The following is a 17,010-nucleotide window of genomic DNA, read 5'->3' as shown; positions in this document are numbered from 1 at the left end:
GTAGCGGTTTGACGGCAAACGTAACAGGGTTTTTAGCGAATAATCTTGGTCTGGGCCAAGATTTTCAACGCCGTTATAATCTGACGGACGCCAGCAGTTTACTGAAAGTCGTCGGGTCCAGACCCAGATACGACGCCAGGTATTTGTGCGGAATCAGTTGCAGGACGTGCGGACTGCGTGTCAGCAAAATCCGGAATTTCTCTTCGGCGCTGAACGTCATCAGTTCGATGTACCGTTCCATCAGACCCGACATCGCGGCCGCCGTACCGATGCGCCCCCAGCGTTCCAGAGCCGGGTAGGTCGCCAGCAGCCGGTCAAAGTCGGTGAAGGAAAGCCGGAGCAACTGACTGGCAGTCAGCGTTTCGAGGTAATAACGCGAAGGTTGCTGCAATTGAAACGAGTCGATGATGCCCGACATGGAACCGGTATAAGAGAAAATCAGCGTGGCATCCCGTTTCCTGTCGCCCAGATAATAGGCCCGCTGAACACCGTCGACCACAAAATACAGATACCGTTCCACCTCACCCGCCGACGTTAAGATTGTTTTGCGTTTGTACTCGACCCAATGCCAGCAGGCCGCAAAAGCCTTCCACTCCTCATCGGACAGCTTCGTAACCTGAAAAACCACCTTTTTTAGCTGTTCCAAAGCCGTCGATTGCTCATTCATATCCCTGTCCGACCGGCCGGGCTGCCTGGGTTTCCGGCATTTTCAACAATGTCAGAATCACCTGAAACCAGCCATCGGCTTCGCCAACCAGGGGCGCGGGCTGGTTCAGCAGCCGGTATTTTGTGTCAATGTTCGACAGCCCAACCCCATTGGATTCAATCCGCAGGTTTTTGCGTTGCAGGTTGTTTTCAACAATCAATAAATCCTGGGTGTTGGTCCGAATCCGGATCGTAAGCGGCTGTTCGGGCATCACCACATTGTGTTTGACGGCATTTTCCACCAGCAGTTGAAGCGTTAACGGGGGGAGCAGGGCTTTCTGGTAATGATCGGCTACCGAAACCTGCAAGTCGATGCTTTTGCCGAAACGGGTTTGCAGCAGGTGAAAATACGACCGGATAAACCGCAGTTCGTCACTGAGCGTCACCAGTTCGTTTTCGTTACTCCGCAGCAGATACCGGTACACGTTGGAAAGCTCATCGACGAATTTGCTGGCCTGATCGGGGCTCTCGTCGATCAGCGAAGAAAGCGTATTGAGTCCATTGAACAGAAAGTGCGGGTTGACCTGACTCTGCAAGGCCCGCATCTGCACCTCGGTTTTTTCGTGCTGCATCCGCTGAATTGCCAGGTCGGCCTCCAGATTCTCGCGGTGGCGCTGATCGCGTTCGCGCTCCAGGTCTTTTTCCACCACGGCTTTCCGAACGGCTTCCCGCCGGTGCCGGTACGAAATGCCCAGCGAAAAGAAAATCAGGTCCAGCACCACGCCAATCTGAAGAAACAAATCAGGGTGCCGCCAGAAAGGCAACGACAGGCTCAGGTCCAGCGAATGAATCAGCAGAGCCGCCGTAATGGCGTGGTTGATGAGCAGCGAAGCCGTTCCGGCCACAAAAAAACGGGCCACCACATCTTTGGATCGGAAAAACGAGAAGACAATGTAGCCCCCCACGGCCAGCATGGCAAACCGGATGGGTTGCAGCAGCAGGGTATGCAGCGTCGACTGCCAGAGATCCGTAAAGAGATAAATGTACGTTTTGACGGCACAATAAAAGACCAGCATCCACTGCACCACGACCACCCAGCGCAGAAACCGGGGCCGGTCGCGCAGGTTCAGGAAGATTTTAGCCAGCTCCAGATACAGGATGTAACCGATGTATGAGGAAAGCTTATAAAAATTACCCAGATTCGTCGGTAACTCCAGGTGATTGATCACAAAATAGAAGGCCCAGATCAGCGTGTAGATCGTGTATAACCCATAAATCCGCTCACGGTACATAAACCACTGGATGGAATTGGCCAGAAACATGGCCATCACCATACCCCAGAAGAACGGCGACAGGGCTTCGTACGTCATTTGGATGGGAAAGTCGGCTACTCGCTAAAAATCAATAATACGCTGTAAATGTACAAAAAAGGAATAAAAGACGTACGACTTGATCACCGGGTAGCCAGAGGGCAATTGAAGCGGATCGGGTCGAACCCCGCATCACCCGTACCGACGGTTTCCAACGTCCCGTTTTTTTTGTCTGACAACCGGAAAGCCCCCGCCCACCTGAACCAATTCGGGATTCAAATCCTTATCAGAATGTATCAACACGAAAGCGGAAAACGAGCGTTATGGCCCGTTTTCAATGAATGGAATCCCACGTTTTCTGAATAGACCATACGAATATGAAAGTAGAAATCTGGTCGGACGTAATGTGTCCGTTTTGCTACATCGGCAAACGTAAGTTTGAAGCCGCTCTGGAGCAGTTTGCCCATAAAGAAGCCGTTGAAGTGGTCTGGAAAAGCTTCCAGCTCAACCCGGCGATGGAAACGCAGCCGGACAGGAATATTTCCGAATACCTGGCTGAAACCAAAGGCTGGACCGTCGGCTACGCCCGGCAAATGAACGATTACGTTACCCAAATGGCCGCTGAAGTGGGCCTGCATTACGATTTCGACAAAGCCGTGGTGGCCAATTCGTTCGATGCACACCGGCTCGTGCAACTGGCCAAAAAATACGGCAAAGGTGACGCAATGGAAGAACGGCTTTTCAAAGCGTACTTCACCGAAGGGCTCAATACCGCCGACCACGCAACCCTGCTGAAACTGGGTACCGACATCGGCCTGGATGCCGACGAGGTAAAACAGGTGCTCACCAGCGACCAGTATACGGGCGAGGTAAAACGCGACATCAGCGAATCCCGCCAGATTGGCGTTACCGGCGTGCCATTTTTTGTCTTCAACCACAAATATGCCGTTTCCGGAGCCCAGGCCCCCGAAACCTTCCTGGGTGCGCTGAACAAATCCTTCGGCGAATGGGAAGCCGCCAGCAACCCCGCCGAAGCCGTTACCCTTGACGGTCCAGCCTGTACACCGGACGGCGAATGTGCGTAATTTTGTAATTTAGCTCAACTAAAGAAGAAAGAGGTAAGACAAGAGAGAGGAGACAAATACACCTGTAATCGTTTGTCTCTTGTCTCATTTCTTTCTTCTCCGAAAAACTTGGACGTTCGACTCACCTCTCCCACCAGGTCACCCGGAAAAATCCGGTGGTCGGTGGCCGGTTTTTTCTTTATTTCCGGCTTTGGCTTTGCTACCTGGGCTTCCCGCATTCCGTCGCTGCAACACCAGTTGCGGCTGAACGAAGCCGAGTTAGGGGCCGTTTTGTTTGCGCTGCCGATGGGCCTCATCCTGACCCTTCCGCTGACGGGTGCGCTCATTGGCCGGTTCAGCAGCCGCACGATGATGCTGGTCGGGGCCGTTCTGCTGAATGTGATTCTGGTGGTGCTGGGGCAGGTCAATCAGACCTGGCAACTGGCGGTGGTGCTGTTCTGCTTCGGGGCTGCCCGCAACCAACTGAGCATTTCCGTCAACGCACAATCCATTGGCGTTCAGGCGCTCTACGAGCGGTCGATTCTGACCTCTTTTCACGGTATCTGGAGCATTGCGGGCTTTGCCGGGGCGGCTCTGGGTTCACTGATGATTTCGGCCAACATTTTACCAGCCTGGCATTTTGTCATCGTCAGTGTTTCCCTGACGGCACTGGCCCTTGTTCTGTTTCCCAATTCCATTGCCGAACCGGCCACGCAGTCAACGGCCCGCAGCGGTTTTGTCCTGCCCGACCGGTCGCTGCTGAAATTCGGGATGATGTCGTTTACCTCAATGGCTTTTGAGGGCATTCTGTACGACTGGAGCGGAATTTACTTCCAGAAAGTGGTCCACGCCCCCAGGGCGCTCATTGCATCCGGCTTTGTCGTTTTCATGATTGCCATGACCCTCGGACGGTTTTCCGGCGACTGGCTCGTTAATCGGTTCAGCAAGAAAACCGTCCTGACGTTCAGCGGCCTCTTTATGACCGCTGGCCTGCTGCTGGCGGTGCTGCTGCCCACGGTTATCGGAGCCGGTTTAGGCTTTATTCTGGTCGGTCTGGGGTCCTCTTGCGTCGTTCCGCTGGTGATGAGTCTGGCCAGTCAGTCCAAACTGGCGGGCACGGGTTCGGTCATTGCCGCCGTGTCCACGATTGCCTATTTCGGTTTTCTGATTGTGCCGCCGGTAGTGGGCTTCATTGCCGAATCGTTCAACCTGCGCTGGTCGTTTGGCCTGATGTCGCTGCTGGGCGTGATGATGGTCTGGCTCGTCAGCCGGTTGCCCAACGAGCCAGATTGATTGGCTAAAACCGTTACCGCAAGGGCTGCGCCTTTACCCCTTCTACGGTTATTTTCACCGGTTTGATGAATCCTTTTTCGTCAAATTCCATCCGGTCGATGCAGGTTTCGCGGTGGTTACCATCGGTTTCTGTCAGCGGACGGCGGTGGTAGACAATGTACCACTGATCTTTACCCGGCACCTGAATAACCGAATGGTGGCCCGCACCTCGGGCTACGGTTGGATCCTGTTGCAGAATTTTATCGATGCGCTCAAAGGGTCCAAACGGCGAGTCGGCAATGGCGTAGGCCACCGAATAATTGGGGCCGGTCCAGCCGCCTTCCGACCACATAAAGTAATATTTGCCGTTGCGCATGAACATGATTGGCCCTTCCACGTAGCCCTGGGGTGTGATTTCCTTGAAAGTCGTACCGTCCTCGAACGGAACAAAACCCGTGAAATCGTCTTTCAGTTTGGCGATGTTGCAATGCCGCCAGCCGCCGTAAATCAGGTAATACTGGCCGTCTTTATCCTTGAAAACATACTGATCAATGGGCTGCGCACCGTTGATAATCTTGTCCACCAGCGGTTTACCGAGGTAATCCCTGAACGGTCCGGCGGGGTTGTCAGCAACGCCGATGCCGATACCGCCCACGTCTTTTTTATCGTCCTGAATATCGTTGGCGCCAAAAAACAGATAATACTTTCCGCCTTTCTCGACGATGGCGGGTGCCCACATGGCCCGCCAGGCCCACTTGATGGCCGTCGTGTCGATGATGCGCGGGTGCTTGGTCCAGTTTACCAGGTCGGGCGACGAAAACGCGTCCATAAACACCTGCTGGTTATAGGGTGCCGAGTAGGTGGGATAAATCCAGTATTTTTTGCCAAAAATTACCGCTTCCGGATCGGCATACCAGCCCGGAAATACCGGATTCCCCGACAGGGTTTTCTTCCCCGATTTCCGGGACGAAGCCGCTGGATTTTGTGAAAAAGCCGTCAGCGCAGAACTCAGAAGGACGGCAATCAGAAGTGTTTTTTTCATGAAGGATGGTTTTACTGCGGTTGATTCCGCTAAGGTATGGATGACTCTCGCTTAATCCCGCTTTTCCAAACCCGAAAATCAGCATCAATGACGGGTATCTGCCACCAGAAGCAGCGTAGTCGGGCGGTAGCCGGGTACGTATGTGATCGTTTTTACGGTCCTTTTTACCGGAAGTTACTCCGATAACAGGTATTGGTTCAGGCTGACAGAAGAATTGTTGTAAGACACGATCCCTTTCCATTTACCCTTCAGGGAATACCGCTGGCCCGTAGTTTTATTTTCTATCAGGCCGCTGAACGAACAAACCAGATGATACGCATCAATTTGCCGGTCAACAACGATGGTAGAGTTGGGTGGAATATTAATAGCCAGCCTCTCCTTCTTATACACCCCATACGGCTTTTGCTGTTCAGCAGAACTTAGGGGGAATTTTTCGGAAAAATATCCGTAAGAGCCCTCCCCATACCATCTTTCGGGAACTTGTACTTCAAACCGGTCCAGCTTTACGTCGGCGGGAACCGTGCTCTTATCCACTTCAAACTGTGAGGTTTTTACCAGTTCTTCATAATTGTCGTCAAACTGATGGGTGGAGAGTATAGTCGTGGAATTCTGGAGCTTCATTCCTTCCCGTTTCACGGTAACGGTATCCAATCGATCACCAGCATCCATAAAATAGCGCACGTCTTTAAGTTCGTACTCAGCAGGCGTTTCGACGACTTCCGGTTCAATCTTATGCGGCTTAGAACAGGAATAAAAGATGGATACGGCCAGGCCCAGAGCTAATAAATCCGCACGGCCTATTTTAATCATATTTCTGAGGTTTAACGGCAAGAGCAAGGTAAAACAAGTGTAAAATTAGTGACAGCGATGGCTTCATAACGCATGAACATACTTTATATTTTTAGTACAAAAGCCGGAAAGCTGTTTGTTCAAGTCGTTAGTAAAGTCTGGTAGCAGGTACTTTTTAGTACAATTAGCTGCCCTGAACGGGCTGACTTCGTGGGGCCTGACTTTACCACAATTAGGTTTACTGTCAATTATTTATCAAGGCTGGTAGTCGCTTCTGGTCTAAATTTTTCAATCATACGTCGCAGCCTTGGACGCGTGTAGCGTTGCAGTAAAACAGGATAAAGATTCAAAAAGATATTTGACAGGATCAACCACAGGGCAGCCCCGGCTGAATGAGTCAGCGAAACGTAGCCCGTGACGATTAAGACAAGACCTCCCACCACGATATGTCCCACTTCGGCCACACGCGTTGCCCGCTCGTAGGCTACCATACCACGAAGATCTTTTTTAATAGGCGTCTGCTGTTGTCTGATCTTTTCCCAGCCGCTTTTGATTAAAATAGCCCGGTACCACTCTACGCCCAGTATCCGATACAGCTTTCCCTGCTTCTCAAAAGGACGGGGGTTAAAGTAGGGAGAATTCAGCGATGGCTTAAGCAGGGATTCAAGGATGGTGAACCACATCATCAGGATAAAGTTGAAGGCTATACTAAACGCTGCGGAGGTACTATCCAGATAAAGAAACATGAGGCTGGTCGTTAGCGTCGCCAGACAGACTACCAGCAGTATTTTCACCCATTTAAGAACCATAAGAAAACCCTTTGTTTCTACTGTGTTTGCTGTTGATGCGGGCAGCACATCGACCCGCCACCTTATTTACCGTTACTGATCAACCCGGCCCGCTGGCAGAAAAACCTTCACCTCCGGGTGCATGGTGTAAAGCCGGTATTGCCCACCGTCAGGCACCACGATACCGCTGGACGTGTTGTTGCCCATAATGGGATTATTCCGGTATTTCTTCCAGTGAATGAGGTCTCTGGAAACCGCGATATTGGTCGACCACTCACGCCAGTCTTTAAATGCCGATGCGTGGTAGTACATATAATACAGCCCCTTGTGCCGGATAATCTGGTTGGTAGCCACCGCAAACTGGTCGTACGTTTCCGGGCCGCATTTCAGCACGGGTTCGTCCTGCACGTTTGTCCACGTTTTCAGGTCTTTGGAAGTTGCCAGCCAGACGGCGGCATCGTTCCGCTCGTAAAACAGATACCAGGTGGTACCCTCCTTCCAGATCGCGGGGGTGCCATACGGTCCCGGACTGAGCGGTTTGCCGTTGGTGTAGCGAATCGTAATCGGCCCCTGCTCCTGCCAGTTGATGCGGTCGGTCGATGTTAGCAAATGGGCAATATCGTCTTTGCCTTCCGCAAACATATAGTAGGTTTTGCCGACTTTCAGCACCGACATATCTTCTACCCAGTGGCCTTTGTGAATCGGGTTGCGTTCGTACCGTTTCCAGGTCAACCCGTCCGACGAGGTGGCATAACCGAGGTATTTGGTCCTGTCTTCGCTCTTCCGGTAGCCCGTATACCACATAAACCACTCCTTGCCCTCCTTCAGAATGTAGCCCCGCTCCCGGATTCGCTCGTCCCAGGTTGCCGTGCCGGTTCCGGTAAAAACCGGGTTGTGGACATACGGTTTAAACCGGATGAGTTCCGCCGGAAATTCGGGGTCCGGAGCGTTTCGTTCGGAACGAGTCCCGGCGAAGAAAAAGGAAATACTCAGAAGGATCAGGAGGGCTTTTTTCATAAGGGTTTGGAGTCATGCGTGGCCGTTTGCAACTGTTTCGTTCAGGACGTATCAGGCTGAATACCGGGTTGATTTACGGTTTCGCTATTGTTCGGAGGTACAGTTCTTCGACTTTCTGCCGCGCCCAGGGCGTTTTTCGTAAAAACGTCAGGCTGGATTTAATGCTCGGATCGTTCGTAAAACAGCGGACGGGAATGCTCTGCCCGAGCCGCTCCCAGCCGTACCGGTCGACCAGTTCCGTCAGAATGAATTCGAGGGTTTTACCGTGCAGCGGATTATTGGGTTGAGAGGTGTTCATTGTTAGCTGGATTAACCGGGCATAAAGATAGCTCAAGTTGTGGTACAGGACTTTTCTGCCGCCAATCTTCTTTTAATCGGATGGTTTATTCTTTATCTCACCTAATAACCGTATCTTAACCTCCCAACCATAACCCTTATCATCATGGCTCAGCAAAAAGCACCCACAAAAGGCAGCGCAAAAAAGGAAGCAACCAAGACGCTGAAGGAGAAGCGGGCCGACAAACAGGCCAAACGCGACAACAAAAAGGATTATTGATGTTAAACGATCAGCAGTCCGTTCTGCCGCAGGGTTCGCCCAACGGCCGACTGCATAAACGTCCCGAAACTCCCCAGACCGGCGGCTTCGAAGTCCGCTTTGAAGCCGCCGAGGGAGTAGGGTTCGTGCTGCCCGATCACCAGTTCTGGCATTATTTTCTCCAGCCACTCGCCCAGCGCCAAATCGGTTTCCAGCACCCATTCGCTTTTCTTTGAATAAAAAACCAGTTCGGCTACTTCTACACTTTTCTTGCCCTTTCTCACTTCCAGCACCGAAACCGTCGGCAAACTTCCCAGCCAGATCACCACGGCATTGGGCCGAAACTCATTGTCGGGCACCTGCCGAATGCTTTTCTCGATGTAATTCGGCGGAATGGTGGTCGGGGGCGTCCGGAAATCAAACCAGCTTTTAAGCGAAAATTCAAACCCCACGCCGTGCATATAATTAAACAGCGACTTGCGCAGCCCCTCCGAAAACTGGCCGTGATCGCAGCCCAGCGGATCGTCGTGGTCCAGGTCGTTGTCGGCAAACAAGCCGGTTTCGGGGCCAATCCGCATCACATCAAACCCCGCCGGATGCAGGCCAACGGGGCTGTGGGCCGTCATCGCAAACCGGTGCCAGAAACCCGACTGCACCACGCCGGTTTCGAATAGTTGCCGCACCATTTCCAGCGAATCAATCGTTTCCTGAGCCGTCTGCGTCGGAAAACCGTACATCAGGTACGCGTGAACCATAATACCGGCCTGCGTAAAACCGTCGGCCACGCGAGCCACCTGCGCCACCGTCACCCCCTTTTTCATGCGCTCAAGCAGCCGGTCCGACGCCACCTCCAGACCGCCCGAAACGGCAATGCAACCCGAGGCCTTCAGCAACAGGCAGAGGTCGGGCGTAAAGTTTTTTTCAAACCGGATGTTGGTCCACCAGGTCACCGTCAGCTTCCTCCGAATGATTTCCAGCGCCAGATCGCGCATCAGGGCGGGCGGGGCGGCTTCGTCCACAAAGTGAAAACCGTTCTGGCCGGTTTGCTCAATGATTTCCTCGATGCGGTCGCAGAGCAGGGCCGCCGTCAGTGGTTCGTAGCGTTTGATGTAATCCAGCGTTACGTCGCAGAACGAACATTTGCCCCAATAGCAGCCGTGCGCCAGCGTCAGCTTGTTCCAGCGGCCGTCGCTCCAGAGCCGGTGCATCGGATTGACCAGTTCGATCACCGACAGGTACTCGTCCAGCCGCAGATCGCGGTAATCGGGTGTGCCGGTATCGCGCTGGGCCACATCCCGCTCGCGGTTCTGGTTGTGGTACGTCACCACCCCTTCTATACGGGCGTATACCCGTTTCAGGCCATCGCGACCGCGTTTTCCGGCCAGGTAATCCAGCAGCGACAGCAACGGCGCTTCGCCGTCGTCGAGGCAGATGTAATCTACGTAATCAAAAACGCGCGGCTCTTTCAGCGAGCGGAGTTCGGTATTGGCGTAGCCTCCGCCCATGACCACGGCAATATCCGGATGGTGTTTTTTGAGGTACTGACCGCACTTCAGCGCCCCGTACAGGTTCCCCGGAAACGGCACCGTCAGACAAACAACCGACGGTTTCCATTGTTCAAGCCGTTGTTCGAGCCGGTCGGTCAAAGTCCGCGAAATCCGGGTTTCGGGGGCCAGCAAAGCCGCGTGCAGTTCGTCGAAATGCGTGGCCGAGCGCCCCAGCCGTTCGGCGTAGCGGCTGAACCCAAAATGCGAATCGACGGCTTCGGTAATTAGATCGCCCAGGTCTTCGAGGTACAGCGTGGCCAGGTGCCGGGCTTTATCGTGAATGCCCATCGTGCCAAACGCCCATTCCAGATCGTCCAGTTCGGCAAACCGCCCGGCTTCGGGCAAATACGAACGGTCGCAGATGCTATGGGCCAGCGTCGGGTTTTTGTTTTGCAGAAACCGGATCACCGGGTCGATGGTGCTGATGTAATCATCGCGGAGCGCGAAAATCCGGTAACTGTTTTCGGACAGTTCAGCGTCGGAAGCCTCCAGTTCGGCAAACAATTCACGCAGGCCCTTCCGGGAAAATAGCTCCAGAATCACGTCAATGCCCAGATCGGCCTGGTACGAACGGAATCCCTTCGTGTTCAGGAACCCTTTCAGGTAAGCCGTGGCCGGATACGGCGTGTTAAGCTGCGTGAAGGGAGGGGTAATAAAAAGAATCGTTGGTTCCAAAATACTGCCGGAGCTTCGTTTCCTGCAAAGGTACTTCTTGTTTGTCAGAAATAGTTCTTTTCAGAATTGCACCCTATTTTAGCGTATCTGAATACACCCATGAAGAAACATCTCCTTCCTCTCGCCCTCGTTCTTGCCTCAACAGCTTACAGCCAGCCCAGACCCGCAACGAACGACCGTTTACCGCTAACGTACTCGACGACCTACCAGACTCCGGTTTTTGCGGATTCGCAGCGGCTGGAAAAAATCAGGAAGGTTTTTCCGATCATCGATAGTCTGTACCGCAGCCACGCCGTCAAAAATCGTTTTCCGGGAATTGCGTTCGGAGTGGTGGTTGACGGGCAACTGGTTCATGCCGGAGGATTTGGCTATACCGATGTGGCAAAGAAAACCGCCGTAACGCCTAAATCGCTGTTCCGGATTGCGTCGATGAGCAAGAGCGTGACGACGATGGCGATTCTGAAACTGCGCGACGAAGGCAAACTGCGGCTCGACGATCCGGCGAATCGCTACATTCCGGAACTAAAAAAACTGCCGTACCTCACCGCCGACTCCCCGCTCATTACCGTCCGTCACCTGATGACGCATTCGGCGGGTTTCCCGGAAGACAACCCCTGGGGCGACCGGCAACTGGACGACAGCCCCGCCGACCTGACCAACCTGATTGCGGGCGGCCTTTCGCTGTCCAATGTGCCGGGCGTAACCTACGAATACAGCAACCTCGGCTTTGCCATGCTCGGGGCAATTATCACGAAGGTTTCCGGAAAACCGTATCAGCAATACATCAACGACGCCATTTTTAAACCGCTGGGCATGACGCATACGGTCTGGGAATACGCCAACGTACCCGCCGATCAACTGGCGCACGGCTACCGCTGGCTGGACAATGCGTGGCAGGAAGAATCCCTGCTGCACGACGGCTCATACGGCGCTATGGGCGGACTGATTACGTCCATCGAAGATTTTGGAAAATACATGGCCTTTCATGAATCGGCCTGGCCGCCCCGCAGCAATGCCGAAACGGGGCCGGTGAAGCGAAGCTCGGTGCGCGAAATGCAACAACCGTGGACGTTTAACAACCTGTCGGCCAGCTTTAAATACCCCAGTGGCCGGGCCTGCCCGATGGTCAGCAGCTACGGTTATGGGTTGCGCTGGAGCCGCGATTGTGAGGGGCGCGTGTACGTCGGACACACGGGCGGCTTGCCCGGTTTTGGCAGCCAGTGGTGGATTATGCCCGACTACGGTATTGGTGTGGTGGCCTATGGTAACCTGACGTACGCCGGTATGGCGCCAGTCAACTGGACGGTGCTGGACACCCTGATTACGACGGCGGGGCTAAAACCGCGTTCTGTGCCGGTTTCCAACATCCTGGCGCAGCGCAAGGCGGAGTTGGTGCAATTGCTTCCCAACTGGACAAACACGGCCCAAAACACGATTTTTGCGGAGAATTTCTTTCCGGACCAATCCCTCGAAAACCGCCGGAAAGTCGTTCAGCAGCTATACGCCAAAGCGGGAAAAATTGTTCGCGTTGGCGACCTGGTGGCCGAAAACCAGTTGCGGGGCCGGTTTCTGATTGAAGGCGAAAAGGCCACTATCGATGTGTTCTTTACGCTGACCCCCGAAATTCCGGCCCGGATTCAGCAACTGGATTTTAAAGAAGTCAGCAACTAATTCTGAGTCAGCTTCCGGAAACGGGGTTCGATCATTAAAAAGAGTCTCCCTACCATTTAACGTACATGAATATCGAGGATCGAACACTACCCGTATTTCTCTCCGGTGGCGGTGAAGTCGGCACATTGATACGGTCTTATGACTGGTCGGCAACCCCGCTTGGCCCGCCGGAGCAGTGGCCCCAGAGTTTAAAAACCGCCGTCAGCATTGTGCTTCGCTCCAGCTATCCGATGTTTATCTGGTGGGGACCGGAATTGGTTACGATCTACAACGACGCTTATGTGCCGTTGATGGGCAACAAACACCCGGCTTTTCTGGGCAAACCGGCAAATGAGCTTTGGTCTGAAATCTGGGAAACCAGTTTGTTGCCGATGAAAAACCGGGTGTTTGAGCAGCAGGAGTCGATCTACGGTCAGGATTTAATGTTGCTGCTGGAGCGCAAGGAATTTCCGGAAGAAGCCTATTTCAATTTTTCATACAGCCCGATTATCGACGAAAGCGGTCAGGTAGGCGGCTTATTCTGCGCCTGCCACGAAGAAACCGATCGGGTACTACAGCAACGGCGTTTGCAGACGCTCCACGAACTGAATCGTCGTTTACTGCTTGAAAAAACGGTTCAGACAGCAGGGCAGGTGGCCGTTGAAACGCTGGGAACAAACGTCAGGGACATTCCTTTTGCGGCTTTTTATTTACTGGATTCCACCGGAGAAAAAGCCCGGTTGGTCAGCCAGTCGGGAATTGTGCCGGGCGACCATCCGTTCCGGGAAACCGTTTCACTGACCGATGACACCGCCGACGATTTCTGGAAACTCCCAACCGTTGCCAAAACCCGGCAGCCGCTGATTGTGGAGGTCGTTTCAAAAAAGCGCTCGGGATTGGCTCAATCGCTGACCAACCAGCGGCCCAACTGCGCCTACATTCTCCCGGTTCAGAAAACCGGACCGGAAAATCCCGTGGGCATCCTGATCGTCGGGCTGAGTCCGTACCGCGACTTCGACGCCAATTACCGCAACTTTCTGGAACTGACCAGTACGCAGATGGCTACGGCACTCGGCGCTATTGAAGCCTACGAATCCGAACTCAAACGCGCTAAAGAAGTGGCGGAGATTGACCAGAAGGCCCAAATTCAGGTGATCCAAAGCCGTCAGCAGGCCGAAGAACACATTCGCAGCATCATCGAACAGGCTCCCGTCGGCATTGCCGTTCTGCAAGGGGACCGCTTTGTGTTTGAAGCCGCCAACGCAGCCTATTTAATGCTGATCGATAAAAGCCACCACGATGTGATTGGGAGGACTATACAGGAAGTGCTGCCGGAACTACAGAATCAGGGAATTTTTGAACTCCTGGATCAGGTGATACAAACCGGCGAGTCTTTCGTTGGCAACGAACTTCCAGTGATACTCAACCGGTTTGGCAAAGATGAAAATGTTTATTTCAATTTTGTTTACCAGCCGTTGCGGGAAGCCAACCAGTCGGTGAGCGGCATTATCGTGGTTGCCCACGAGGTCACTTCCCTGGTAAAATCCAGACTCGACATTGAGCGTCAGTTCCGGGATCTGGTTATCAAGTCGCCCATTGCAATGTCTATCTTCCGCGGCCCCGAGTACATCATTGAAATTGCCAATGAGACGCTGCTGAAAACACTCTGGAAGCGCGAGTTGCCGGACGTGCAGGGGAAGAAACTGCTGGATATTTTTCCGGAACTGAACGATCAGCAATATCCCCAGCTTCTGGCCCGTGTTCTTCAGACGGGCGTTCCCCATATTGAGAAAGAAGCCTTTGCCTACATCAATTCGAAGGAGGGTCTGAACAAGTATTATCTGGATTTCGAGTACTCGCCTTTGTTTGAAACCGACGGCAGCGTGTCCGGGGTCATGGTAACGGTCAGTGATGTCACCGAAAAAGTGTCGGCCCGGATTCAGATCAACGAAGCCGAGCAGCGGTCGCGGCTGGCGATTGAAGCCGCCGAAATGGGCACATACGACTGGGATCTGGTCACGCATATCTTTATCCACAACGACCGGCTGTCCACTATTTTTGGTCTGGAACCCGGCCAGCGGCATTTGCAAAGCGCGTTCAGGGATGTCATCCATCCCGATGATAAACCCATCCGGGCCCAGGCCCACCAAGATATGCTGACGACAGGGCGCCTGATGTATGAAGTCCGGCTGGTCTGGCCCGACAAGTCGGTTCACTGGGTACGGGTGGTCGGTAAAATCATCTTAGATGCTAATCAAAACCCGGCCCGGTTGCTGGGCACGGCCATCGACATTAGCCAGCAGGTTGAAGCCCGTAAAAACCTGGAGGAAACCGCTGAGGAGCTGGAAAAACGGGTGACGGAACGAACGCTGGAACTCCAGAATATGAACCGGGAATTGATCCGCACCAACCACGAACTGGAGCAATTCGCGTATATCGCCAGCCATGATTTGCAGGAGCCGCTGCGAAAAATTCAGACCTTCACCGAATTACTTCAGGATAGCCTGACGGATGAACAGAAAACAAAAATCCTCCTGCAAAAAGTTAATTCATCGGCACAGCGGATGTCAACATTGATCCGTGACGTCCTGAATTATTCGCGCCTTTCACGAACCGATGAACAATTCGTTGAAACGGATTTAAGTCAGATTCTGGAGAATATTAAAACGGACTTTGAACTGTTGATAGAGCAGAACGGGGCCCTGATTATACACCCTAAGCTCCCGGTTATCAGCGCTATTCCACTCCAATTAAGTCAATTGTTTTCCAATCTGATCGGCAACTCACTCAAATTTTCGGAACGCGCACCCATTATTCAGATTTCCTCCGAAATACTTACCCCGGAAGTTGCCAAACAGCACCTTAATTTATCCGTCGCTAAAGCGTTTATAATGCTAACGTTTAAAGATAACGGCATTGGCTTTGAACAGCAGTATGCCGAACAGATATTTACCATTTTTCACCGGTTAAATGGTCAGAAATCCTACAGCGGAACCGGTATTGGGCTGGCTTTATGCAAGAAAATCGTTGAAAACCATAAAGGGTTTATCGTCGCGCAGAGTGCGCCCGGACAGGGTGCATCCTTCACCATTTATTTACCTGTTTGACGCACCCTGCATCGCTGCCTTTCAGCCAAATTATAGATTTTATACTCCAAAAAGTATGCTTTATTTCGTCAAGAATAAGCTTATTATACCCTTTTTCCTCTTCTTTCTAATCGCTTCCGGTAGCCAGGCTCAACAGCGTGCGCCCCGTTTTAAAGTGATTGCTTTTTACACAGGAAAAAATGATAAGGCCCATATCAGCTATGTTCACGAAGCCAACCGATGGTTTCCCAAAATGGCCGCACAATACAACTTTACGTATGATTCAACGTCCGACTGGAGCAATCTGAATGCCGCGTTTCTGAAAAATTATCAGGTTGTCCTGTTTCTCGACACCCGCCCCGAAGCCCCCGAACAACGGGAAGCTTTTCGGACGTATATGGAAAATGGAGGGGCCTGGATGGGCTTTCACTTTGCCGCTTTTGCGCTGACGCCCTCCGCCTATCCGCAAAACTGGGACTGGTATCACAACGAATTTGTGGGGGCAGGTTCGTATAAAAGCAATACCTGGCGGCCCACATCAGCGATTTTGCGGGTGGAGGACCGTCAGCACCCGGCCACAAAGAATCTACCCATTACGTTTAAATCGTCACCGAACGAATGGTACCGATGGACCAATGATTTGAAAGCGAACCCGGACATAAAAATCCTTTTATCCATCGACTCTACCAGCTTTCCGCTCGGAACCGGACCGAAGCTACACGAAATCTGGCATAGTGGTTATTACCCGGTTGTATGGACCAATAAAAAGTATAAAATGCTCTATATTAATATGGGTCATAATGACATTGATTACGATAATAAAACAAACAAAGAATTGTCCTTTACCTTCGATAACGAAATACAGAATAAGCTTATACTGGATGGGTTAGTATGGCTGGGCACTGGAAAGAAATAACCGTTACCTAAAGATAGCCACCGCTTACTAACAATAGCTCGGATTAGGGTCGGGTAACTTCTATTTTGGCTGTCAACGGAAACACACGAGATGGCACATCAAGGAAAAGAAATTTACAACCCAAAAACCGGGCAGCTTATTCAATTTATAAAAACCAGGGGCGATACAAACGGAGAATTTCTTGAATTAATTTCTACCTACGAACCCGGTTCTAAAGAGCCGCTTCCGCATTATCATCCTCATCAGGACGAGTATTTCGATGTGTTGCAGGGCGAATTATCAGTGCGCTTAAACGGCAATCTTCAGATCCTTAAGCCCGGTGATCAGATCCACATTCAGAAAAATACCGTCCATGCCATGTGGAATGCCACAAACGATAAAAGCGTGGTCCGCTGGCGTACGGTACCGGCCCTTGATACTGAACATTTACTGGAATTAAACGCCGGGCTGGTCAACGACGGCAAAACCAACAAGGATGGGGTTCCGAACCTGTTGCAGGTGGCGTTAATGATGATGCATTACAATCACGTATTCCGGTTGGCCCAGCCCCCCTATCCGGTTCAGCGGGTCATTTTTATGCTTTTGACACCGGTTGCCCGTCTGATGGGTTACAAACCGTATTATAAGAAGTACCTCGATTAACAAAAAAAGCCCCGATTGGGGCCTTTTTCCGG

Annotated in this window: 14 protein-coding genes; 6 read left to right on the top strand and 8 right to left on the bottom strand. The window is 52.3% G+C overall.

The window, feature by feature from the left end; translation table 11 throughout:
• Positions 1-73: 73 nt before the first annotated feature.
• Together LX87_RS08910 and LX87_RS08905 are read right to left on the bottom strand one after the other, a co-directional pair.
• On the bottom strand, positions 74-667 hold the full coding sequence (locus tag LX87_RS08910) for a Crp/Fnr family transcriptional regulator (RefSeq protein WP_111627862.1): 594 nt from the start codon (positions 665-667) through the stop codon (positions 74-76).
• Positions 660-2,015, bottom strand: coding sequence for a sensor histidine kinase (locus LX87_RS08905; protein WP_111627861.1), 1,356 nt, complete (start codon positions 2,013-2,015; stop codon positions 660-662). The genes LX87_RS08910 and LX87_RS08905 overlap by 8 nt, the downstream gene beginning before the upstream one ends.
• 317 nt (positions 2,016-2,332) lie before the next feature.
• Between LX87_RS08905 and LX87_RS08895 the strand changes: the two genes are divergently transcribed.
• A complete protein-coding gene (locus tag LX87_RS08895) occupies positions 2,333-3,040 on the top strand; it encodes a DsbA family oxidoreductase (protein WP_111627859.1) in 708 nt (235 codons plus the stop codon).
• A 108-nt stretch (positions 3,041-3,148) separates the two neighbouring features.
• Positions 3,149-4,312, top strand: a complete 1,164-nt coding sequence (locus LX87_RS08890; RefSeq protein ID WP_111627858.1) for an MFS transporter — start codon at positions 3,149-3,151, stop codon at positions 4,310-4,312.
• Positions 4,313-4,325: 13 nt separating this feature from the next.
• Here the strand turns inward: LX87_RS08890 and LX87_RS08885 are convergent, their stop codons facing one another.
• From LX87_RS08885 to LX87_RS08860, 6 genes are all read right to left on the bottom strand, one after another.
• Positions 4,326-5,333, bottom strand: a complete 1,008-nt coding sequence (locus LX87_RS08885; protein ID WP_111627857.1) for a glycoside hydrolase family 43 protein — start codon at positions 5,331-5,333, stop codon at positions 4,326-4,328.
• Between the two features lie 174 nt (positions 5,334-5,507).
• Positions 5,508-6,143, bottom strand: a complete 636-nt coding sequence (locus LX87_RS08880; protein ID WP_111627856.1) for a hypothetical protein — start codon at positions 6,141-6,143, stop codon at positions 5,508-5,510.
• 227 nt (positions 6,144-6,370) lie between these two features.
• Positions 6,371-6,868: a glycosyl-4,4'-diaponeurosporenoate acyltransferase CrtO family protein gene (locus LX87_RS08875; protein WP_146624450.1), complete on the bottom strand. Its 498-nt coding sequence runs from the start codon at positions 6,866-6,868 to the stop codon at positions 6,371-6,373.
• Between the two features lie 135 nt (positions 6,869-7,003).
• Positions 7,004-7,927, bottom strand: a complete 924-nt coding sequence (locus tag LX87_RS08870) for a glycoside hydrolase family protein (RefSeq protein ID WP_111627854.1) — start codon at positions 7,925-7,927, stop codon at positions 7,004-7,006.
• A 73-nt stretch (positions 7,928-8,000) separates the two neighbouring features.
• Entirely contained in the window at positions 8,001-8,225 is a 225-nt protein-coding gene (locus LX87_RS08865; RefSeq protein ID WP_111627853.1) for a VF530 family protein, read from the bottom strand.
• 260 nt (positions 8,226-8,485) lie between these two features.
• Positions 8,486-10,684 carry a B12-binding domain-containing radical SAM protein gene (locus tag LX87_RS08860; protein ID WP_111627852.1) on the bottom strand — a complete coding sequence of 733 codons (2,199 nt, stop codon included), beginning with the start codon at positions 10,682-10,684 and terminating at the stop codon, positions 8,486-8,488.
• Positions 10,685-10,783: 99 nt separating this feature from the next.
• On the opposite strand from LX87_RS08860, the gene LX87_RS08855 reads away from it, so the two are divergent.
• The 4 genes from LX87_RS08855 to LX87_RS08840 all read left to right on the top strand — a co-directional run bounded on the left by LX87_RS08855 (position 10,784) and on the right by LX87_RS08840 (position 16,978).
• Positions 10,784-12,355 carry a serine hydrolase domain-containing protein gene (locus tag LX87_RS08855; RefSeq protein ID WP_111627851.1) on the top strand — a complete coding sequence of 524 codons (1,572 nt, stop codon included), beginning with the start codon at positions 10,784-10,786 and terminating at the stop codon, positions 12,353-12,355.
• Positions 12,356-12,420: 65 nt separating this feature from the next.
• A complete protein-coding gene (locus LX87_RS08850; RefSeq protein ID WP_111627850.1) occupies positions 12,421-15,441 on the top strand; it encodes a PAS domain-containing protein in 3,021 nt (1,006 codons plus the stop codon).
• Positions 15,442-15,496: 55 nt separating this feature from the next.
• Positions 15,497-16,336 (top strand): ThuA domain-containing protein, encoded by an 840-nt coding sequence (locus tag LX87_RS08845; protein WP_111627849.1) that lies wholly within the window; start codon positions 15,497-15,499, stop codon positions 16,334-16,336.
• 90 nt (positions 16,337-16,426) lie between these two features.
• On the top strand, positions 16,427-16,978 hold the full coding sequence (locus tag LX87_RS08840; RefSeq protein ID WP_111627848.1) for a cupin domain-containing protein: 552 nt from the start codon (positions 16,427-16,429) through the stop codon (positions 16,976-16,978).
• The last annotated feature ends 32 nt before the right edge of the window (positions 16,979-17,010 follow it).

It is taken from the genome of Larkinella arboricola (assembly GCF_003259745.1).
Classification (GTDB): domain Bacteria; phylum Bacteroidota; class Bacteroidia; order Cytophagales; family Spirosomataceae; genus Larkinella; species Larkinella arboricola.
This window is presented reverse-complemented; position numbering and strand designations above follow the sequence as displayed.